Genomic DNA, 20,190 nt, shown 5'->3' on the forward strand with positions numbered 1-20,190 from the left:
CCAGCGACGATAGGCACTGTTTGCATGAGAGGCATATAGTCTTGCGTATGACGCAAGAAGATGGCGGCCTGGACGGCCTCGTACGCCAGCGGATCCGCGCGCTGCGCGTCGCCCAGGGCTGGTCACTCGAGGAACTGGCCGGACGGGCCAATCTCAGCCAGTCCTCGCTGAGCCGGATCGAGAACGGACAGCGCCGCCTCGCGCTCGATCAGCTCGTCATCCTGGCTCGCGCGCTGGACACCAGCCTGGACCAACTGGTCGAGACCGCCGACGAGGATGTCGTCATCAGTCCGATGATCGATGCGCATCGGACGATGCGCTGGCCCATCAAGGGCGATCCCGGCATGAGTGTGGTCCGGCAGCGGCTCACCGACCAGCCGCCGGACAACCCGGCCCGGATGCGCGCGCACCCGGGCCGGGAATGGCTGGTCGTATTGTCGGGCACCGCGATCCTGCTGCTCGGCGACCGCCGCTTCCGCATCGAGACCAATCAGGCCGCCGAATTTCCCACCATGATGCCGCACGCCCTCGGGACCGAAGGCAAGCCGTGCGAGATCCTCGGCATCTTCGACCGGGATGCCCGGCGCGGGCACCGATCCGACGACGAACCCGCCGACTGACCGCGACCGGGGCCGGGGCGGACCGAGTGGGTCAGTCCGGCAGGCCGAAGATCGTGACGCCCTTGGGGGCCTCGACCCGGTAGCCGAGGGTGATCGTGGTGTCGGCCTGCGGGGCGAGTTCCTGTTTCCAGGTGAGGATTCCGAGGTCGTCGCGTTCTGTCGGGGCCGGCTTCAGGACGGTCTCCTTGACGGTGACCGTGGTGTCGCGGGCGACGGGCAACCGGTCCAGCACAGTGACGGTGGTGGGCCGCTTGCCGTGGTTGGTGACGGTGATGGTGTATTCCATCTCGATGCGGCGGGCCGAGCCGAGCGTCGCCTTGGAAGCATTGCGGCGCACCAGTTCTCGTTCCACCCGGATGCGATCGTCCACGCCGAGCGCGAGTTCGCGCTCCTCGCCCGGGGCCCAGATGTCGAGCTGTGTCGCGCCGACGTATTCGCTGTCGTTGAACAATGACGCGCGCCCCCGGGGCAGGGTGTGTTCGGAGGTGTTGCGAGCGGTCGCGCGCAGGATCGCATCGGGCGAATTGATCGGCGCGGTCACATGATCCAGGTCGGCCTCGAGGTCGAGGGCGGTGATCAGCGTGCGGTGCTCGCTGCCGTCGGCGGCAATGGCGACCGGTCGTTGCGGGGAATAGGTTGCGGCCGTGGCGCCGTGCTCGACGGTGGTGACCGCCTCGCGCACCGGGGGCGGGGGCGGCATCGCACCGGCGGGGGCGGGCATGGCGGCCATCGGAGGCAAGGGGGCGCCGTCCGGCGCGCCGCCGTAGGAACGGGACGCGAACAGCTTTCGGGTCGGCTCGGGCGGGGTGGTGCTGAGATACCAGGGATCCAGTTCCGGGACATCGAGGGCGACGGCCGGGCGTGCCGTCGACAGTTCGAGGCGGCATTCGGGCCAGTCTTCGCCGGTCTGCTGGGTGACCAGGCCGAACCAGCGAAGGCTCAGGCCGTTGTCGTCGATGCGCAGATCGTAGGTGCTCGACCAACTCGCACCCGGCACCACGTAGGACAGCTCCAATTCGGCGGTGGCCGGTTGGGCGGCGTCGACGGTGATGATCGCGGCGCGGACGTCGGGGCGGTTCTTGCGGCCCAGGTCGGCCAGCCGCCGTTCGAGCGAGTTCTTTTCGCGAATCTTGTCCTGCCGCACGGCGGCTCGCTCGCGGCGTCCGGCGTGCACAGCGGCGTACTGGGCCTCGAGACTGTCACCGAAGGCGACGACCCGCTCGTCGGATTCCTTGGCCAGCTGCCCGGCGGACTTCTGCACCAGCCGCTGCAGGAACTCCACCCGGGCATCCGCGGCCCGATCCGCATCGGCGAGCTCGGTGAGCGCGACATCGACTTCGTCTCTGCGCGCGGTCAATTCGGCGACCTGCTCATCACTGGGCTCGGGCTGCCGCTCGGTGACGATATCCACCCCGAGCACCGTCACCTCGCCCCGCCCGGCCACGCGAATCGAGTCGCGGAGCAGTTCCATCGGCAGGGGAGCCACCCGAATCCGATGCTCACCCGCCTCGAGTGTCGCTTTCCCGGACCGGGTGACCCGGGCCCGATCCGGGTAGACCGTCACTGCCGCAATCGTGGTTTCGAGATCCGCCATGGTCCCCAGCCTGCCCGAGTGGCCGTCGCACGTCGACGCGTTTGTGCGTGGCGGTGCCCGTGTCGGGAATGAGGCTGGTCGGTCGGATGCAGAAACGGACATATATTTGCTCTGCTATGAGTCCCGAATCGAGTGGCAGCGATGTCCCCATGCTTGTTCCAGAATGGAAAAAGCGCTGGTGAAGGCCACAGATCGAGAGATTCGGGGGTACCTCCCGATGCGGCGCGGATGAGCAATGGTGTCGGGTCGGTGTGGGATGGTGAGCTGATGAGCAGCACCGAGGTGGTCGACGGCGCGGGAGAGGATCCCGGATCTATCGGGCAATCTCAGGGAGAGGGAATGTCTCACGGCTCGCTGGCCGCGGCACGTGGGGCCGAGGCCGCGGCGGCGGGGCCGCGACGGATTCTCGGGATCGCCATTCCTACGCTCGGGGTGTTGGTCGCCGAGCCGATCTATCTGCTGTTCGATATGGCCGTGGTCGGGCGGCTGGGGGGGTTGGCGCTGGCCGGGCTGGCGGTCGGCGGTTTGATTCTGGCGCAGGTCAGTTCGCAGTTGACGTTCCTGAGCTACGGGACGACGGCGCGCGCTTCGCGGCGGCATGGGGCGGGGGATGAGCGGGGGGCCGTGATCGAAGGGGTGCAGGCCAGTTGGATCGCGGTCGGGGTGGGGCTGGTGATCGTGTTGGTGGTACAGATCTTTGCCGGGCCGATTACGCGGGCCATCGCGGGTGGGGACGATATCGCGGTCAAGGCGGAGTCGTGGGTGCGGATCGCGTTGTTCGGGGTGCCGCTGATTCTGTTGTCGATGGCGGGCAACGGGTGGATGCGCGGGGTGCAGCAGACGCGGCGGCCGTTGTTGTATGTGCTTGCGGGACTGGTGGTTTCGGGGATTCTGTGCCCGCTGCTGGTGCACGGGCTGCTGGGTGCGCCGCGCCTGGAGTTGGAGGGCTCGGCGATCGCGAACCTGGTGGGGCAGACGATCTCCGGCGGACTGTTCGTGAGTGCCCTGTGGCGGGCGAAGGTGCCGCTCGCGCCGCACATCACGATCATGAAGGCGCAGTTGGTGCTCGGCCGGGATCTGATCGTGCGCAGCCTGGCGTTCCAGGCCTCGTTCGTTTCGGCCGCGGCGGTCGCCTCCCGCTTCGGCGCGGCCTCGGTGGCCGCGCATCAGCTGGTCCTGCAGATCTGGAATTTCCTTGCCCTGACCCTGGATTCGCTCGCCATTGCCGCGCAAACCCTGGTGGGTGCGGCACTGGGAGCCGGAAACGCGCGCGGCGCACAGGGTTTGGCGCGGCGGATCACGGCTTGGTCGGCCATGTTCTCGGTAGCGTTGGCGGCCCTCTTCGCGGCCGGCTATTCGGTGATTCCCCGCCTGTTCACCACCGATCCCTCGGTGCTGGATCGCACCCACGTGGTGTGGTGGTTCTTCGTCGCCATGATCCCGGTGGCGGGCATCGTGTTCGCCCTCGACGGTGTGCTGCTCGGCGCGGGTGATGCCGCCTTCCTGCGCAATGCCACCCTCGGCTCCGCGCTGATCGGCTTCCTGCCCATGATCTGGCTGTCGCTGGCCTACGACTGGGGCATCGGCGGAATCTGGACGGGCCTGGTCGCTTTCATGCTGCTCCGCCTGATCGCCGTCAGTTGGCGCGCGCTGTCGGGCCGCTGGGCGCGGGTGGGAGCGGAAGTGCCGGGCCGGGCGGCCTGACCTCAGGGCTGGGCGTACAGTGCGCGCACCGCGGTGTCGCCGATGCGCCGTAGTTCGGCGCGGCTGCGCCCGGCCGCGGCCTGGACGGCGATGCCGTCGGAGATGGTGTGTACGAGTGCAGCCAAGCTCGCGGCATCGAAACCGGTGGGTAGGTCGGTGTCCTGTTCGAGTCGTCGGCGCAGTGCCGTCTCCCCGGCCTTGCGGACCGCGCCCGCGTCGCGGCGGGCGGCTTCCGTGTCGGGTCCGTGGGCCTGAACGGTCTTGACGCACAGGCAACCTCGGGGCGTGCGCGCACCGGCGGTCAGTTCGACGGCACCCTGGATCAGTCGCTCGATCACCTCACGGCCGGTTGCGGCGTCGAGGGCGGCGGTGGCGTAGGCGCCGGGGCCGTCGAGATAGCGGGTGAGGACCTTGCCGAACAGCTCTTCCTTGTTGCCGAAGGCGGCATAGAGGCTGGGCTTGTTGATGCCCATCGCGGTGGTCAGATCCGTCAGTGAGGTGCCTTCGAAACCGTTGCGCCAGAACACTTCCAGCGCCTGGTCGAGGGCGGCGTCGGCGTCGAACGAGCGGGGGCGTCCGCCGGGCATACCGTCCTCCTTCACTCCCTACGAGTTCTTTACCTATCGGTACATTACCTCTTGCGGACGGGCGTCGCGCCACCTAATTTCTTACCGGACGGTACAGAACTGAGGGAGTGGTGCGAATGATCCGAGTCGGAGTCGTCGGAGCCAGCGGTTGGGCGGACAGTTCACATCTGCCCGCGCTCACGGCACTCGAGGAGTTCGAGGTGACCGCGGTCGCGACCACCGGCCAGGCGAGCGCGGACCGGGTAGCCGCCGCGCACGGTGTCCGGCACGCGTTCGCGGATGCGGGCCAACTGATTTCGCATCCCGACGTGGACCTGGTCGTGGTGTCGGTAAAGGCGTCCGGGCATGCCGCGCTGATCAGGGCCGCGCTCGCGGCGGGCAAGCATGTCGTGTCCGAATGGCCGTTGGGCGTCGACGCCGAGGAGGCGGACGAGCTGACCGCGGCAGCGGAGGCCGCCGGTGTCGTGCATGCGGTCGTGTTGCAGGGCCATCACTCGCCGAGTGCCCGCTTCGTTGCGGATCTCTTGGCGGACGGGCGAATCGGCTCCCTCGAATCGGTGGCGCTGCTGGCGGAAGGCGCACCGTGGGGTGGTAACCGGATCTGGCCGAGCCTGGTGTTCGGCCTCGATCCGGCCGAGGGATCCAATGTTCTGACCATCATGGCCGGTCACTTCCTGGCCACTCTCGAACGCGTCGCGGGTCCGCTGATCGAAGTGACCGCCCGGCTGCCTCGGCCGCACGATCGGGTGCTGGTTGCCGGGACGGATCGGACGGTGCCCAATGCCACGCCCAGTCACGTGCTGCTGCACGGACTGCTGGCCGGTGGCGCTACCGCCCTCGTCGCCGTGCACGGCGGCAACGGGCCCGCTCGGGACGGGTTCCGGCTCGAATTCGTGGGCAGCGACGCGACATTGATCGCCACTCCGGTCGAGCCCGGGACCTTCATCCATTGGGGTGACTGGGATATTCGGATCGGTGACGAGGTGCTGGCCGTGCCCGAGGGCTATCGCACCGTCCCGGCCGAGGTGCGGTCGGGTCCACCCGCGAATATCGCGGCCCTCTACCGGGAGGTCGCGTGCGCCATTGCCGAAGGGCGGCAACCGCATCCGAGTTTCGAGACAGCGCTACACCACCACCGGCTGCTGGCCGCGATCGAGCGGTCGGCAGCCGAGGGTGGCGTTACCGGCGTCGTGTAGCCGAGCAGGTCAGTCGCCGGAGCCGTTGCCCTGGGCCGCGGCCTGTTTGGCGAGGTTCTCGGCGACCTCGGCCTCCCAGTGCTGGTTGGCGAGGGTGGTGTCGACCTCGTATTCGAAGCGGTCGGTCATTTCGGGTTTGATGTCGGCGACGTCGACGTAGAACTGTTCGTACCAGCGGCGGTGCTGGTAGACGGGTCCGTCCTCCTGGGTGAGAAGCGGATTGTCGATGCGGGTCTTGTGCTTCCAGATTTCGACGTCCTGCAGGAAGCCGACGCCGAAGCTCTTGCCGAACGCCTTGGCGAGTTTGCCGGACTTCTCCGGCGGCAGGCCCTTGATGCGCTGCACGCTGACGCCCCACTGCAGCATGAAGGAATTGTGGGTGACGGGGTAGTGGCAGTTGATGAGCGCCACTTCCACCGTGTTGTCGCCGAAGTCGTTGTGCAGGTAGTTGATCATGTAGGAGGGCCCGAAATACGAAGCCTCCGAACGCAACAGCGACATCTCCTGCGAGTAATTGGATTTCGCGTGAATGTCGGGGCGGCCCTTGGAATGCAAGTACTGGGTGGCCACATGCCCTTCGAAGACATTCTTGAAGTACACCGGGTACGCGAAGTGGATGTAGAAGAAGTGCGCCATATCGACGTTGTTGTCGATGATTTCGCGGCAGTGCGCGCCCTCGATGAGCAGGCTGTTCCAGTCCCAGGGACTCCACTCGTCGGTGCCCATGCCCTCGATGTGCGGGATGGCGACCTCCGGCTGCGGGGGATTGCCCTCCGGGTCGTTCCAGACGAAGAACTGCCCGTTCTCCTCGCAGGTGGTCCAGGATCGGGTGCGCGCCAACGGCGGAACGCGGCGTGCGTAGGGAATGGCGGCGCATTTGCCGTCGCCGCGCCAGCGCCAATCGTGGAAGGGGCAGGCGATATTGTCGTCCTTGACGCTGCCGTAGGCGAGGTCTGCGCCCATGTGGCGGCAATACCCGTCGAGCGCGTGCAATTCGCCCTTGCTGTCGGACCAGATCACGATTTTGGTGCCGAAGGCGTTGACCGAGTGGGGTTGTCCGTCGCGGAAGGTTTCCGCGAGCCCGAGGCAGTGCCAGCCCCGGGCGAATCGGGTCATCGGCTCGCCGACATCGATGCTGCGATACTTCTGACTCATTGCCGTCCTCCGCGATTGATGATCGGGGCCATCACATCGGGCAGTATTCGATTGAGCCCGATAATGATCCGGTTGTAGGCGGGAAAGCTGATGAACTGCTTGTTCTTCGCGACGCCGTCGAGAATGGCGTCGGCGGCGGCCAGGGGCGTCACCTTGGCGAAGGGGAGTTTGTCGATGGTGGCGCGGTAGTTGTAGCCGGGCAGGTTGACGGCATTGTCGAAGATGCCGGTATCGACCACGCCGGGCAGCACCACGCTGACCTTGATGCCGTGTGCAGCGGCCTCGGCGCGCAGCGAGGTGCTCAGGCCGACCACGGCGTGCTTGGTCGCGGCGTAGGCGGTCGAGCGCGCGACGGGCATGACGCCCGCGCTGCTGGCGGTGTTGATGATGTGCCCGCGACCCTGTTTGAGCATGTGCGCGTAGGCGAGCTGGGTGCCGTGCACGACGCCCCAGAAATTGACGTCGACGATCTTGTTCCAGACAGTGTCGGTCATCTCCGCGAAGTCGCCGCCGACCACGATGCCCGCATTGTTGAACATCAGATCCAGCCGCCCGTGTTCGGCGACGGCGCGGTCCACCACCTCGGCCAGGGCCTCGCGGTCGGTGACGTCGGCGACCATGGTGGTGAGATCGCCGCGGCTGTCGGCCGCCAGTGAATCCAGCCCCGCCACTTCGCGATCCACCGCGTAGACGGCCGCGCCCTGCGTCAGCAGCCGGGTGACGAGCGCGCGCCCCATGCCGGAAGCGGCACCCGTCACGATCGCGGTCGCGGAGGAATAGGTCATGTGCCCGAGGTTAAGCACTTGTGATTAATAGAACAAGTGTCAGTTTTCGGGCGTGGCCGAATCAGGCCCGGCGATACCGGCGGACAACGACTTTCGCCGGGCGAATGGACCGATCCCCGACGGTCAGGCCGGGCTGAATAACGGACTCTACGGTCCGGTCCGCCTCCGGGTCATCGGTATCGGAGAGCTCGGCGGCCTCCATGACGTCCGGATCGAAGGCCGCACCCCGGAACGGCGTCACCAGTTGACCGCCGCGTTCGGTCAGCATGCGTTCCACGCGGCGGCTGATCGCCTCGAAGCCCGGGCGGTCGGCCTCCGAATTCGAGGTGGAGGCAAACGTCTGGGCCAGCCCGTGCAGGGCGAACAGATCCCGCAGCATCGGTGCGTCCGCCTCGGCGCGCTCGTCGCGGATCTGCACCTTCGCCTCGTCGGCTAGTCGCTCGATGGTGGCGGCCTGCCGCGCGATGACCCGCGCCAGATCGTCGATGCGTTCGGTAATGCGGTCGAGGCTGGTCGTGGGTAGCGGCGCGGGGGCGTCGGATACCTCGGTCATCGCGGCCGCCGGGGCTGGATCGGTCATGCTGGAACGATAGACCCAGCCGTCGGTCCCGGCTGCTACCATCGCCGACGTGGGGGTCTACGGAATCGATCTTGGCACAACGAATTCGGCAATTGCGGCAATCGACGCGGATGGCCGGCCGGAGGTGCTGATCGGACTGAATGGCGAACCGACCGTCCCGTCTGTCGTGTTGTTCGCCTCGGCAACCGATCACGTGGTGGGGGAGGGCGCGCGGCGACAGGCCCGCCTGGACCCCGACCACGTCTGCACGCTGGTGAAACGCCGCATGGGGGATGCGGAATGGCGCTTCGGCGCGCACGGGCAGCTGTGGTCCGCGCCCGCGGTGTCCTCGCTCATTCTCAAAAGCCTTGCCGCCGATGCCGAATTCGGCGGCGGTGAACCGGTGCGGCGAGTCGTGATCACGGTGCCCGCCTACTTCGGTGACGAGGAACGCCGCGCCACCATCCAGGCCGGTACGTATGCGGGCTTCGATGTGGCGGGCGTGCTGTCCGAACCCATCGCGGCGGCACTGTCCTACGGTTTCGGGCGGCTGGACGGCGGCATCGAGATCGACAAGGGTCCGACCCGTGAGACCGTGCTCGTCTACGACCTCGGCGGCGGTACTTTCGACGCCACCGTCATCGAACTGGCCGACCGGCGCATCTCGGTGCTGGCCGTGGAGGGCGACCATCAACTCGGCGGCGCGGATTGGGACGAGCGGCTGGCACTGCATCTCTCGCAACGCTTCTGCGCCGCCAACCCGGATGCCGAAGACCCGCTGGACGATTCGGTCGGCTCCCAGCTGCTGGTCCTCGCCGCCGAACAGGCCAAACACGAACTCACCACCGCCGAGTCCACCGAGGTGGTGATCGCGCACGACGGCGCGCGGGCCGTCATCGAGCTGACCCGCGGCGAACTCGAGGCCATGACCGCCTCGCTCATGCGGCGCACCCTCGACCTCACCCGGGCCGTGCTGGCCGCGGCCGGGCAGCGCGGGGTGCGGCACGTGGATCGGCTACTGCTGGTCGGCGGCTCGTCGCGAATGCCGATGGTGGCCGAACAACTGCAGAAGGAATTCGGGCTCTTCGGCGAGCTGAGCGACCCGGACCTGTCGGTGGCGCGCGGCGCCGCCCTCTACGGCGAGAAGCTCGAGATGGAGCGGCTGGTGGCCGCCGACCTGATCACCCGCGGCCGACTACGCGACGGTGCAGCGCTTTTCGAGGCCGACCCGGTCGATTTCGAGGCGGCGCTCAAACGGGTCGCCGACTCCTTCGCGCAGCCGGTGGGTCTGGTGCGGCGCATGCTCGAGATCCAGGTCGACACCGTGGTATCGCGCGGGTTCGGGGTGCTGGCGCTGGACCCGTTCAACGGACTGGCGGCCAGCTGGCTGGTGCATCGCAATCAGACGCTGCCGATCAAGGTGAAGCGCTCCTACGGGACGGTGCGCGCCGATCAGGATCAGATCGAGCTGACCATCGTCGAGCAGCAGGGGCAGGCGGCCTCGACCCGGCCCGAAGACTCGAAAGTCTTGGTGGAAGGGCGGATCAGCGATATTCCACCCGGCTATCCGGAGGGCAGTGAGGTCCGGGTGACCTTCGAGATGGGCTTCGACGGGGTGCTGCACGTGACCGCCTATCACGTGGACGCCGATATTCCGCTGACGCTGTCGGTGCAGACCGGGGCCACTCTGTCGCAGGCGGATGTCGAGCGGGAACTGGATCAACTGCAGCGCACCCGCCGCCGGAACTCCTGAAGCCGCCGTCGACGAAAAGCCATGCACGCCTTCGATCCCAACGACTATCGCAAACGCGTCCTCGCCGCCGTCGAACGCCGGGGCGGCATCGAGGAGTCGGATGCCTTCGAGCTCTACGACATTCCGCTCGCGGAGGCCGCGCGGCTGAGTGATGCCGAGGTGGCGGCGCGGGTGCAGCAGGTGTGGACGTTGTGGCAGAAGCTGCGCGACCATCCCAAATTCCGGGTGCTGGCCGGGCTGCTGGTCGACGCGCACCGCGAACTCTCGGAACCCTTGCTACAGACCGGGTCCCGGCTCATCGAGGCCGACCGGGTACGGCAGTTGCGGGCGCGGCGCGAGGCCGAACGCTTCGAGATGCTCGATGCCGCGATCGACCGACTGGTGCAGCGCTACGGCGGGATTCCCGCGGGCAAGATTCCCGGGCTCGAGGACATCGGCCGGATGGGCGGCCTCACCCCCGCCGAGATCGCCGCCCACGTCCGCCGCCACCGCATCATCGACGAATCACCCACGCCCACACCGCCTCCGGCCGCACCCGAACTGAGCCCCGAACGCCGCCGGGAGATCCGTAAACTCCTGCTGGAACTCGAGCGCCTCCGCGACGACGACCCCGTCCCCACCCTGCTCTACGTCCTCGGCCTGAACTTCGCCGACGCCCACCACACCGCCGAGATCCGCCTCCGCGCCGACGCTCTCCGCGCCCGCACCCGCGAACTCCCACCCGGCCGCATCCGAGTAGTCCTCGACGAACTCCTCGTCCACATCGCCGACCTCCTCGAACCCGGCGGCGACCTGGTCGACGCCTACCTCCAATCCGTCATCGACGCCGTCACCGACCAACTCCGCCCCCAGGTCCGCGCCGCCGTCCTGGTCGAAGACCTCCTCGTAGCAGCCGATTTCGACTACCTCCTCGGCCAAGCCATCACCGCCGGCCTCGACCGCCCCACCGCCGAACGAATCCTCATCTCCCTCACCGACGAACTCGGCACCATCGTCGAAGGCCGCGAACACCTCGCCGCCCCACCCGGCGGCACGGCCTCCGGAAACGTCACCCCCGGCGGGGCGGAACGCGGATCGGCGGATGGTCGCAGCGCGCGGGGAGATTCGAGCGAGGCCGCCACTCGTGCGTCGAACGAGGCGACGGAAACCGGTGGAGCGCGGCAGGATTCGCGGCGCGGCGGGGCCTCGTCCCGCGACGCGGGTGCGGCAGCCGGTGGCTCTTCGAGTGCGACCGGCGCGCACCGGGATTCGGGTGGCGAGCGCGGGTTCGGTCCTCCCGATCCGGCGCACTGGCAGCGGACGCCCTATGGCGGCGGTGGTGCGCGGGAGAATGCGACCGGAGCATTCGGGGCCGGTGCGCGGGCCGGGCGTCCGTGGGAAGCGGCGTTGCGGGCGGCGCGGGGGGCGTTGCGGGCGGGGCGGCCTCGGGAGGCGGCCGGGTTTGTCGAGGATGCGCGGCGCGGCGTTGGCGACGATGCGGTCGGGGCGACAGCGGTGCGGGCGGTGGCCGAGGAGGTTCGGCGCGTGCTGGACGAGGCGGTGGTGCATTGGCGGGCGGCTGTATCCGCTTGTGCGGGGCGACGATTCGTGGAGGCGTTGACCGAGCATCTGGATTTCCTGGAGCGGCGGGCGATGGATGTCGTGAATCCGGATCCGCGAGGGGCCAGTCGGGAACTGCTGAGCGGGCGGGCGCGGGCGGCGGTTATTCAGGCGGGGCGAATGTTCGAGGATGCGCCGGCGGAGCCGCCGGACGCGCGATTGCGGGCGGTGCTGGCCGTGCTGGAAGTGTGTGCCGATCACGCGGAGGCGCGAGCGGCGCTGGCGCAGTTGCGAGTCGGTGCGCCCGGTCGGGTGACGGCCAGCCGGGAACCGGACGGGACCGTGGTGATCGCCTGGCTCGCCTCGGCCACCGAGCAGGTGGAATACCGGGTGACCCGGTTGCTGGTCGATGGGTCCTGGCGAGTGGTGGGCCGCACGCGCGGCACCGCGCTCGAGGACGGCGGCGCGGGTTCCACGGGTGCCGTGCCCGTCTACGGCGTGGTCGCGTCGATCTCCGGCCGCACCTCCGAAATGACCCGCTCCGACGGCACATCGGACGCCGACACGGCGCGCGGCACCGCCGACGACCGCCCCAGCGGCATGCCCACGGTCCGTGGCCTGACCGAACAGCGCGGCCTGCTGGTCTTCGAGTGGCCCACCGGCATCACCGAGGTCATGGTGGTGGCCCGCCCCGACGCGCCCCCGGTCGACCCGCACGATCCGCATGCCCGCCGCTGGAAGGTCACCAACATGCGCTACGAAATCGAGGGCGGCGTCCGCATCCCGCCCGAGATCCCGCGCCCCTGCCACATCGCCATCGCCTCCTGCCGCCGCGACACGGGCGGAAGCCTCACCGTCGCTACCGGCTTCGCCGCCGCCGCCCGCATCCGCTGGGTGCGCTGAGCACCGCTCGCGACGGGCGTGGGAATCTGGTGGGGGCCGGGGCTGTTGCCGCAGTGATCGGTCGTGAACAGAGAGGCGGAACCGGGTGACTCCGAAGTTGATGGCGGTGAGCGACATCCATGTCGGTCATCAGGGCAACAAGCCGGTGGTCGAGGCGATTCGCGCGGATTCGCCCGAGGACTGGCTGATTCTCGCCGGTGACGTCGGGGAGAAGACCGATGACATCAGCTGGGCGCTGGAGACCCTGCGCGCCCGCTTCGCCAAGGTCATCTGGGTGCCCGGCAATCACGAATTGTGGACCACCGCAAAGGATCCCGTGCAGATGCACGGCGCGGCCCGCTACGACTACCTGGTGTCGCTGTGCCGGGACGCGGACGTGATCACCCCGGAGGACCCGTTCCCGGTGTGGGAGGGCGCGGGCGCGGAGAACTACGGCGGCGCGGTGACGCTGGCCCCCATGTTCTTGCTCTACGACTACTCGTGGCTGCCCAAGGGCGCGAAGACCAAGGCCGAGGGCCTGGCCATCGCCAAGGACCGCAATGTGGTGGCCACCGACGAATACCTGCTCTCGGCCGAGCCGTATCTGACCCGCGATGCCTGGTGTCACGCCCGCGTCCAGTACACCCAGCGCCGCCTCGACGCGCTGCCCGCCGAGACCCCGCTGGTGCTCATCAACCACTGGCCGCTGGTCCGCCAGCCGGTCGACATGATGTGGTACCCGGAGTTCGCGCTCTGGTGCGGCACCGACCTCACCTCGGATTGGCATACCACCTACAACGTGGTGTGCATGGTCTACGGCCACCTGCACATTCCGCGCACCACCTGGTACGACGGGGTCCGCTTCGAAGAGGTCTCGCTCGGCTACCCGCGCGAATGGCAGCGCCGCGGCGTGCCCGACCCGCTGCTGCGCCAGATCCTGCCCGTCCCGGACTACGGCGACACCCTCAACGAGTGGGGCGGCCATTTCAAGATCACCCCGGAGATGCGGGCGGCCGCCCTGAAGATGAAGGAAACCGCCGAACGGCGTCGCGGCGTCTGAGCGGTCCATCCCCGGCGGGTAGCCGAAGCATTGCCCTGCGCGTGGCACGGCGTGCGCCAAGGCTATTGAGCTGTGAAGATGGTGGGCGTGCGTGATGTGCTGGCGCAGCTCATCGATCGGGTCCGGCAGGGCCCGGTCGCGCTGGCGCGAGTGGTGGCCGTGACCGGTGCCGGGCCGCGCGAACTCGGTGCCGCCATGGTCGTCACCGCCACCGGCGAGGTCATCGGATCGGTGTCGGGCGGCTGTGTCGAGGCCGCGGTCGTCGAGTCGGCGGGCGACGTCCTGGCCACCGGATGCGCGGTGCTCGAGCACTACGGCATCGCCGACCCGGACGGCATCGCCATCGGCTTGACCTGCGGCGGTGAGCTGGAAGTCTTCATCGAACCCGTCGGAGCCGAGCGCCTGCCCGACCTCGAGGCGCTCGAACAGGCGATTCACGACGGACGGTCCATCGCGTTGGCGACCACCCTCACCGGCTCACCCGCGTGGCAGCTGATCGGGCCCGTCGACACGGCCGCCGACATCAGCCGGGACGCGGTGAACATGGCCAGATCCGGTCGCACCGGCACCATCGGTTCCGCGGATTGCGAGCCGCCCTACCCGCCGCGCGCCTTCGTGCAGAGTTTCGGTTCCCCCGCGCGCATGATCCTGGCCGGGGCCAATGATTTCGTCCGCGCCCTGAGTCGGCTCGGCGCGCAACTCGGCTACCGGGTCACCGTCGTGGATGCCCGCGAAACCTTCGCCACCGCAACCCGATTCCCCGCCGCTCAGCAGGTCGTGGTCGACTGGCCGCACCGCTATCTGCGCCGCGAACACGACTGCGGTCGCCTCGACGCCCGCACCGTCGTATGCGTGCTCACCCACGACGCCAAATTCGATGTCCCCATGCTCGCCGCGGCGCTCGAGCTCCCCGGCCTCGCCTTCGTCGGAGCGCTGGGATCGCGTCGCACCCATCGGGACCGGGTTGCGCGGCTGGCGGCCGCGGGCATCGGACCCGACCGCCTCGGCCGCCTGCGCAGTCCGCTCGGCCTGGACCTCAATGCCTCGACCCCCGAGGAGACCGCGGTGTCCATCGCCGCCCAGATCATCGCGGAGGCAGGCGGAGCTTCGGGCCGTCCCCTCGATGAGGGGGACGGCCCGATTCACCGCTGAATTACTCAGGGTTCACTGCTGAATCACTCCGGGCGGACCTGTTCGGCCTGCATGCCCTTCTGGCCGCGGGCCGCGACGAACGACACGCGCTGGCCGTCCTTGAGGGATCGGAAGCCATCGCTCTCGATCGCCTTGAAGTGGACGAACAGGTCATCGCCTCCACCATCGGGTGCGATGAAGCCGAACCCCTTTTCGTCGTTGAAGAACTTCACGGTCCCGCTCTGCCTGTCGGCCATAGCCAAACTCATTTCGTATGAGGGGGGACGAGCAATGACGGTCAGGATGCCCGTCACTTTCTTGATCATCCCTTGTCGGGCCATCGCGGGAGGGTTTCTCGAGCGGTGAGCCCCGTCGGGGATTGCCGTCGACAATACGACTCCCCGTCCTCACCCCGGTGTTTGCGCTGCGCGAGTTCAGTGTTCCGCTGCCGTTCGGAGCTCGGTGAGCCAGGCTTCCAGGCCTGCGCCGAGGAACCCGGTGGAGGTCGAAATGTCCGCTTCTACCTGCGCTCCGGTCCAGTTCTCCTCGGTCTGTACGAGGACGCCGTCGGCGACGGGAGTGAATGTCCACACATGGGTGCCGCCCTCGATGGTCAACCCGTCGCCGACGGCGGGTCCGGTCCAGCGCAGGCATCGGTGATCGCCGACCTGCTGGACGGTGGAGGTGATGCCGAGGGTGGTCGCGGGCGTCGAGGCGCTGGCGGGGACGGGTGTGGTCCAGTGGAAGCTCGAACCCGGCTGCAGCGGACCGGAATCCAGGCGCTGCACGGTGGCGACCGGGGGCTGCCAGGCGGGCCAGCGTTCGACGTCGGTCTGCAGGTTCCAGATGGTGTCCAGGGGCGCCTTGATGAGCGCCTCGGTCCGGTAGTGGATGGGGGCGGCCAGGTCGATGGTCTGTCCCTCGCAGTTCAGCGGGGCGGGCTCCGGGGTGTCGGCGGCGGCGGGAGTGGTTGTGGCGCCGAGGATTCCGGCGGTCAGTGCGAGGCCGAGCAGGGCTGCGCGGCGGCGGGACTTCGGGGCGGGGGTGCGGTTCATGATGCTGCTCCTGATTCGCGACTTGTTAGAAGCTATCGATTTAGTTAGAAGCTATAACCGATCGATGGTTAGAGTCAATAGGGAAAGTGATAACCTCTAACTGAACGACGCCGACGAGCTGAACCGAGGAGCCGCTGTGGTGGGTGCGACGAGTTCGCGGGAGCGCTATCGCGAGCAGATCCGTGCGGAGATCAAGGAGCGCGCCTGGGAGCAGATCGCGACCTCCGGCGCTTCCGCCTTGTCGCTCAATGCGATTGCCAAGCAGGTCGGCATGAGCGGTCCCGCGCTCTACCGGTACTTCGCCGGGCGCGACGACTTGATCACCGAGCTCATCCGCGATGCGTATCGCAGCCTCGCCGACGCCGTCCGTACCGCCTTCGACGCGGGCGCGGACGTGGCCGGACTGGCGCACGTGGTCCGGGAATGGGCGCTGTGCGATCCGCAGCGCTACTTCCTGCTCTACGGCACACCCGTCCCCGGCTATCACGCGCCGGCGGACACCACGCTGATCTCCGACGAGATCATGACCGTGCTCAGCGCCGCCCACGCCAAACTGCCGGTCCGGGCCGAGCAGGCCCTGCCCCGGGCCCTGTCGTTCTGGACCCGGGTGCACGGTGTGCTGTCGCTGGAGCTGGCCGGGCATTTCACCGGGATGGACTTCGACCCGGCCGCGCTGTTCGCCGCCGAGGTCGACCAGTTGGTGACCGGCTGACCCTCAGAGCAGATGTTCGATACGAACCGGGATCTCGCGCAGGTGTTTTCCGGTGGCGTGCGAAATCGCGTTGATGATGGCCGCGGCCGCCCCGATCATCCCGAGCTCGCCGAGTCCCTTCACACCCAGCGGATTGACGATCCCGTCGGCGACCTCGACGAAGCTGATGTCGACCTCGGGCGCGTCCGCATTGACGGGCAGCAGATATTCCAGCAGTGAGGGATTGGCCCACGCCCCGCTGCGCCGATCCGGCAGCGTCGCCTCCATCAGGGCCTGCGACAGCCCCCAGTTCATCCCGCCCAGCACCTGACTGCGCGCCAGCTTCGCATTCAGCACCCGCCCGGGCGCGTACGCGCCGACCATCCGCCGCACCCGCACCAACCCGAGCTCGGGATCGACCGCCACCTCCGCGAACTGTGCCCCGAAACTGATGCGGCCGAACGGCAGATCCGCGGCCGGGGGATGCCAGGTGCCGATGGTCTCCACATCGGTGAGGTGATGCCGCGCCAGCAGCGCCGAATACGTCTCGCCCACCGCGGGATTCGACCGCACCCGCAACCGGCCCGCGACGGTTTCGATCTCCAGCGCGATCCGGCCGTGCAGCGGCGACTCGGGGTCACCCACCGCCAGCGCGATCACCTGCTGGCGCAGATCGGTGCACGCGGTGTGCACGGCCGCACTGATCATGCCCGCACCCATGGACCCGACCGCCGCGGCGATGTTCGGATAGTCGGTATCGCCGATATCGACTCGGATGCGGTCGAATTCGATGCCCATGGCGTCCCCGGCCACCTGCGCCATGGTGGTGGCCACGCCGGTGCCGAACTCCTGGGTGCCCGCCTGCACGATCAATGCCCCGTCGGCCAGCAGCCGCGCGTGCGCCCGCTGCGGTTGCCCCGGTTCGTAGACCGGATATCCGGCGGTGGCCATGCCCCAGCCGAGGACCCAGCTCCCGTCGGTGCGGGCCGGACCGCGACCGGTGTCGGGCCAGCCGAAGCGTTCGGCGGCGACACGCACGCATTCGGCATACCCGTCGGAGCTCCACGGATGCCCGCTCTCCGGGTCGATGGTGGCGTGGTTGTGCAGCCGTAATGCCATGGGGTCGCGTCCGATCGCGGTCGCGAGCTCGTCGACGGCGCATTCCAGGGCGAGCATGCCCGACGCCTCGCCGGGCCCGCGCATGAACGTCGGGGTCATGGTGTTGCCGCGAATCAGGCGATATTGGCCGTCCCAGTGGGGAATCGCGTACGCCTGCCCGGCCACGCCCAGTGACACCTCGGCCCAGTTGTCGAAAGGTGAAGTGACCGAGAGCTTGTGGTGCCGCAGACCGGTGAAGGTGCCGCGGTCGTCGCAGGTGATGGTGACGCGCTGCTCTTGTTCCTCGCGCAATCCGGTGCCGTAGAACATCTGCTCGCGGGTGAGCACCACCTTGACCGGCCGCCCCAGCTCGCGGGCGAGCATGGGGGCGAGGGTGACGTGCGGCCAGATCAGGGCCTTGGCCCCGAAACCGCCACCGACATAGTGCGATACGACGCGCACGTGGCCGGGTGACATGCCCAGGTAGGCGGCCACGGTGGCCTGGGTGGCCGACACGCCCTGGGTGGCGTCGTAGACGGTGACGGTATCGCCGTCCCAGCTCGCGGCCGTGGCCGAGCATTCGATGGGATTGTGGTGGTTGGCGGCGAAATGGTAAGTGAGATCGACCGAATGGGCGGCGGAGGCCAGAGTGGAGTCGAAGTCGCCGCGCGACTGCACCGCCGGCACAAGATCGCAGAACACCTTCTCCGGCTGATACTGCGCGTGGCGTCCGTCCGCGAGCCGGATGAGCGGGTGGCCCTCGTCGTAGCGGGCGGTGACGAGTTCCGCCGCGTGCTGCGCGATGTCGAAGGTGTCCGCCACGACCACCGCGATGGGCTGGCCGTAGTAGTGAATCGCGGTGTCCTGCATGGGAAAGAAGGTCTGCCCGGGGGAGGGGCCGCCGAACCCGGACGGCCACTGCGGCGGGATCGCCGCCACCTTGGGCAGGTTCTCGTGCGTGTAGACCGCGACCGCCCCGGCCGCGAGCGCCGCGGTGACATCGACGGACAGCACTGTGCCGCTGCCGATTCGAGCGCCCACCAGCACCGCGTGCGCCAGTCCGTGCAACGGCACCTCGGCGGTGTACTGCGCCGCGCCGGTCACCTTGGCGCGCCCGTCGATGCGATCGAAGCCCTGCCCGACCAGCGGCCGGGCCGCGGTGGCGGTCATCGTTTGCCTCCCGAATTCAGCTGCTGCGCTACCGTTTCCAGTGCTCGCACCAGGGTGCGCTGGGCGAGTTCGGCCTTGAAGGCGTTCATGGGATGCGAGGTGTCGGCGGCCTGCAGTTCGGTCGCGGCGGCCTTGGCGAAGTTCTCCCGGGTGGCCGAGACGCCGATGAGCATCTGCTCGGCGATGCGGGCCCGCCACGGCTTGGTGGCGATGCCGCCCAACCCGATCCGCACATCCAGCACGGTGCCGTCCGCGACGCTCAACGCCACCGCCGCGGAGGTGAGAGCGAATTCGTAGGACTCCCGGTCGCGGACCTTCAGGTAGTGCGAGTGGCGCGCGAACGGCAGGGCGGGCACGTCGATGCGGGTGATCAGTTCGTCGGCCGCGATCGGATGCTCCAGGTGCGGGGTGGTGCCGGGCAGCAGGAAGAAGTCGCCGAAGGCGATACGGCGTTCCCCACGCGGACCCCACACGGTGACCATCGCATCCAGGGCGACCAGGGGGATCGCCACATCCGAGGGATGGGTGGCGAAGCACTGCGGGCTGGTGCCCAGGATCGCGTGCCCGCGGTGCAGGCCGTCGACAGCGTCACAGCCCGAGCCGGGATCGCGCTTGTTGCAGGCGCTTTCGGGCTCCCGGAAGTACGAGCAGCGCACCTTCTGCATGAGGTTGCCGCCCATGGTCGCCATATTGCGCAACTGCGCCGACGCGCCTTTCCACAGGGCCACCGACAGGAACGGATAGCGTTCCATCACACCGGGTTCCGCCGCCACCTCGCTCATCTTGGCCAGGGCGCCGATGCGCAGCCCGCCATCGGGGGTATGGGTGATGCCGCCCAGTGGCAGCCAAGTGATGTCGACGATATTGTCCGGCTCCATCGCGCCGATGCGCAGCATGTCCACCAGCGTGGTGCCACCGGCCAGGAAAACCGTTGCGGGCCTGGCGGTCACGGTGCTGACGGCCTGTTCGACGGTGGTTGGGCGGGCGTAGGCGATCGGCTTCATGACGCACCGCCCTGGCGCCGCACGGTATCTCGGTCCTGGAGCATGGCATCCCGGCCTTGGCAGACGGCGTCACGAATGTTCTGATACGCCGCGCACCGGCAGATATTGCCGCTCATCCACTCCGCTATCTCGGCGCCGGATTCGGCGTGGCCCTCCTCGATGCATTTGATGGCCGACATGATCTGCCCGGGAGTGCAGTAGCCGCACTGGAATCCGTCGGTCTCCAGGAACGCCTGCTGCACCGGATGCAGCCGGTCCCCGTCGGCAATGCCCTCGATGGTGGTGATCTCGCGGCCCTCGGCGGCCAGCGCCAACGTCAGGCAGGCCAGCACGCGCCGGTTGTCGATCCACACCGTGCAGGCCCCGCAACCACCCTGATCACAGCCCTTCTTGGTGCCGGTCAGGTGCAGATGCTCGCGCAGGGCGTCCAGCAGGCTGGTGCGTGGTTCCAGGACCGTGTAGTACTCGTGGCCGTTGACGCGCAGGGTGGTCATGGTGCGGGTGGGCCCGATGAATTCGGCCGGTGCGATGCCGGTCCGTTTCGACGGTTCGACTGTCATGCCTCGCCTCCTGCCTCGCGGACTGCAGGAGTACCGCGATGGTTGCC

The 20,190-nt window shown here is 68.5% G+C and carries 18 protein-coding genes; 8 read left to right on the forward strand and 10 right to left on the reverse strand.

Going from position 1 to position 20,190, the window contains the following annotated elements; all coding sequences use genetic code 11:
- Positions 1–47 precede the first annotated feature (47 nt).
- The gene (locus ACYVN4_RS33010) at positions 48–620 is read left to right on the forward strand and encodes a helix-turn-helix domain-containing protein (protein ID WP_460725889.1); all 573 of its coding nucleotides are present in this window, start codon (positions 48–50) and stop codon (positions 618–620) included.
- A 31-nt stretch (positions 621–651) separates the two neighbouring features.
- Here ACYVN4_RS33010 and ACYVN4_RS33015 read toward each other — a convergent pair whose 3' ends face one another.
- Positions 652–2,214, reverse strand: a complete 1,563-nt coding sequence (locus ACYVN4_RS33015) for a mucoidy inhibitor MuiA family protein (RefSeq protein WP_460725890.1) — start codon at positions 2,212–2,214, stop codon at positions 652–654.
- A 339-nt stretch (positions 2,215–2,553) separates the two neighbouring features.
- Here ACYVN4_RS33015 and ACYVN4_RS33020 point away from each other — a divergent pair, with 339 nt between their 5' ends.
- A complete protein-coding gene (locus ACYVN4_RS33020) occupies positions 2,554–3,918 on the forward strand; it encodes an MATE family efflux transporter (protein WP_460725891.1) in 1,365 nt (454 codons plus the stop codon).
- A gap of 2 nt (positions 3,919–3,920) precedes the next feature.
- Here the strand turns inward: ACYVN4_RS33020 and ACYVN4_RS33025 are convergent, their stop codons facing one another.
- On the reverse strand, positions 3,921–4,505 hold the full coding sequence (locus tag ACYVN4_RS33025; protein WP_460725892.1) for a TetR/AcrR family transcriptional regulator: 585 nt from the start codon (positions 4,503–4,505) through the stop codon (positions 3,921–3,923).
- 116 nt (positions 4,506–4,621) lie between these two features.
- On the opposite strand from ACYVN4_RS33025, the gene ACYVN4_RS33030 reads away from it, so the two are divergent.
- Positions 4,622–5,701, forward strand: coding sequence for a Gfo/Idh/MocA family protein (locus ACYVN4_RS33030; RefSeq protein WP_460725893.1), 1,080 nt, complete (start codon positions 4,622–4,624; stop codon positions 5,699–5,701).
- Between the two features lie 9 nt (positions 5,702–5,710).
- Here ACYVN4_RS33030 and ACYVN4_RS33035 read toward each other — a convergent pair whose 3' ends face one another.
- The 3 genes from ACYVN4_RS33035 to ACYVN4_RS33045 all read right to left on the reverse strand — a co-directional run bounded on the left by ACYVN4_RS33035 (position 5,711) and on the right by ACYVN4_RS33045 (position 8,221).
- Positions 5,711–6,856, reverse strand: a complete 1,146-nt coding sequence (locus tag ACYVN4_RS33035) for a Rieske 2Fe-2S domain-containing protein (RefSeq protein ID WP_460725894.1) — start codon at positions 6,854–6,856, stop codon at positions 5,711–5,713.
- Positions 6,853–7,641: an SDR family NAD(P)-dependent oxidoreductase gene (locus ACYVN4_RS33040; RefSeq protein ID WP_460725895.1), complete on the reverse strand. Its 789-nt coding sequence runs from the start codon at positions 7,639–7,641 to the stop codon at positions 6,853–6,855. Before ACYVN4_RS33040 ends, ACYVN4_RS33035 begins: the two co-directional genes overlap by 4 nt.
- A 61-nt stretch (positions 7,642–7,702) precedes the next feature.
- Positions 7,703–8,221, reverse strand: a complete 519-nt coding sequence (locus ACYVN4_RS33045; protein WP_460725896.1) for a nucleotide exchange factor GrpE — start codon at positions 8,219–8,221, stop codon at positions 7,703–7,705.
- 49 nt (positions 8,222–8,270) lie between these two features.
- Here ACYVN4_RS33045 and ACYVN4_RS33050 point away from each other — a divergent pair, with 49 nt between their 5' ends.
- The 4 genes from ACYVN4_RS33050 to ACYVN4_RS33065 all read left to right on the forward strand — a co-directional run bounded on the left by ACYVN4_RS33050 (position 8,271) and on the right by ACYVN4_RS33065 (position 14,586).
- A complete protein-coding gene (locus ACYVN4_RS33050; RefSeq protein ID WP_460725897.1) occupies positions 8,271–9,953 on the forward strand; it encodes an Hsp70 family protein in 1,683 nt (560 codons plus the stop codon).
- A gap of 21 nt (positions 9,954–9,974) precedes the next feature.
- Positions 9,975–12,395, forward strand: a complete 2,421-nt coding sequence (locus tag ACYVN4_RS33055) for an Ig-like domain repeat protein (protein ID WP_460725898.1) — start codon at positions 9,975–9,977, stop codon at positions 12,393–12,395.
- Between the two features lie 85 nt (positions 12,396–12,480).
- Positions 12,481–13,434 (forward strand): metallophosphoesterase family protein, encoded by a 954-nt coding sequence (locus tag ACYVN4_RS33060; protein ID WP_460725899.1) that lies wholly within the window; start codon positions 12,481–12,483, stop codon positions 13,432–13,434.
- 87 nt (positions 13,435–13,521) lie between these two features.
- Entirely contained in the window at positions 13,522–14,586 is a 1,065-nt protein-coding gene (locus ACYVN4_RS33065) for an XdhC family protein (RefSeq protein ID WP_460726809.1), read from the forward strand.
- A 23-nt stretch (positions 14,587–14,609) separates the two neighbouring features.
- On the opposite strand, the gene ACYVN4_RS33070 is transcribed toward ACYVN4_RS33065, so the two are convergent.
- Positions 14,610–14,822, reverse strand: a complete 213-nt coding sequence (locus ACYVN4_RS33070; RefSeq protein ID WP_460726811.1) for a cold-shock protein — start codon at positions 14,820–14,822, stop codon at positions 14,610–14,612.
- A gap of 177 nt (positions 14,823–14,999) precedes the next feature.
- Positions 15,000–15,620 (reverse strand): SRPBCC family protein, encoded by a 621-nt coding sequence (locus tag ACYVN4_RS33075; protein ID WP_460725900.1) that lies wholly within the window; start codon positions 15,618–15,620, stop codon positions 15,000–15,002.
- Between the two features lie 139 nt (positions 15,621–15,759).
- On the opposite strand from ACYVN4_RS33075, the gene ACYVN4_RS33080 reads away from it, so the two are divergent.
- Positions 15,760–16,332 (forward strand): TetR/AcrR family transcriptional regulator, encoded by a 573-nt coding sequence (locus tag ACYVN4_RS33080; RefSeq protein ID WP_460725901.1) that lies wholly within the window; start codon positions 15,760–15,762, stop codon positions 16,330–16,332.
- Between the two features lie 3 nt (positions 16,333–16,335).
- Here ACYVN4_RS33080 and ACYVN4_RS33085 read toward each other — a convergent pair whose 3' ends face one another.
- Genes ACYVN4_RS33085 through ACYVN4_RS33095 form a run of 3 tightly spaced genes read right to left on the reverse strand, consistent with a single transcriptional unit; the run spans position 16,336 to position 20,143 of the window.
- Positions 16,336–18,579 (reverse strand): xanthine dehydrogenase family protein molybdopterin-binding subunit, encoded by a 2,244-nt coding sequence (locus ACYVN4_RS33085; protein WP_460725902.1) that lies wholly within the window; start codon positions 18,577–18,579, stop codon positions 16,336–16,338.
- A complete protein-coding gene (locus ACYVN4_RS33090; protein WP_460725903.1) occupies positions 18,576–19,583 on the reverse strand; it encodes an FAD binding domain-containing protein in 1,008 nt (335 codons plus the stop codon). Before ACYVN4_RS33090 ends, ACYVN4_RS33085 begins: the two co-directional genes overlap by 4 nt.
- Positions 19,580–20,143 carry a (2Fe-2S)-binding protein gene (locus tag ACYVN4_RS33095; protein ID WP_460725904.1) on the reverse strand — a complete coding sequence of 188 codons (564 nt, stop codon included), beginning with the start codon at positions 20,141–20,143 and terminating at the stop codon, positions 19,580–19,582. Before ACYVN4_RS33095 ends, ACYVN4_RS33090 begins: the two co-directional genes overlap by 4 nt.
- Positions 20,144–20,190 lie beyond the last annotated feature (47 nt).

This window comes from Nocardia heshunensis (assembly GCF_054782115.1).

Coding starts and splice junctions, on each gene's coding strand:
- ACYVN4_RS33010 (WP_460725889.1), top strand. CDS start 48: ATGACGCAAGAAGATGGCGGCCTGGACGGCCTCGTACGCCAGCGGATC.
- ACYVN4_RS33015 (WP_460725890.1), bottom strand. CDS start 2,214: ATGGCGGATCTCGAAACCACGATTGCGGCAGTGACGGTCTACCCGGAT.
- ACYVN4_RS33020 (WP_460725891.1), top strand. CDS start 2,554: ATGTCTCACGGCTCGCTGGCCGCGGCACGTGGGGCCGAGGCCGCGGCG.
- ACYVN4_RS33025 (WP_460725892.1), bottom strand. CDS start 4,505: ATGCCCGGCGGACGCCCCCGCTCGTTCGACGCCGACGCCGCCCTCGAC.
- ACYVN4_RS33030 (WP_460725893.1), top strand. CDS start 4,622: ATGATCCGAGTCGGAGTCGTCGGAGCCAGCGGTTGGGCGGACAGTTCA.
- ACYVN4_RS33035 (WP_460725894.1), bottom strand. CDS start 6,856: ATGAGTCAGAAGTATCGCAGCATCGATGTCGGCGAGCCGATGACCCGA.
- ACYVN4_RS33040 (WP_460725895.1), bottom strand. CDS start 7,641: ATGACCTATTCCTCCGCGACCGCGATCGTGACGGGTGCCGCTTCCGGC.
- ACYVN4_RS33045 (WP_460725896.1), bottom strand. CDS start 8,221: ATGACCGATCCAGCCCCGGCGGCCGCGATGACCGAGGTATCCGACGCC.
- ACYVN4_RS33055 (WP_460725898.1), top strand. CDS start 9,975: ATGCACGCCTTCGATCCCAACGACTATCGCAAACGCGTCCTCGCCGCC.
- ACYVN4_RS33070 (WP_460726811.1), bottom strand. CDS start 14,822: ATGGCCGACAGGCAGAGCGGGACCGTGAAGTTCTTCAACGACGAAAAG.
- ACYVN4_RS33075 (WP_460725900.1), bottom strand. CDS start 15,620: ATGAACCGCACCCCCGCCCCGAAGTCCCGCCGCCGCGCAGCCCTGCTC.
- ACYVN4_RS33085 (WP_460725902.1), bottom strand. CDS start 18,579: ATGACCGCCACCGCGGCCCGGCCGCTGGTCGGGCAGGGCTTCGATCGC.
- ACYVN4_RS33090 (WP_460725903.1), bottom strand. CDS start 19,583: ATGAAGCCGATCGCCTACGCCCGCCCAACCACCGTCGAACAGGCCGTC.
- ACYVN4_RS33095 (WP_460725904.1), bottom strand. CDS start 20,143: ATGACAGTCGAACCGTCGAAACGGACCGGCATCGCACCGGCCGAATTC.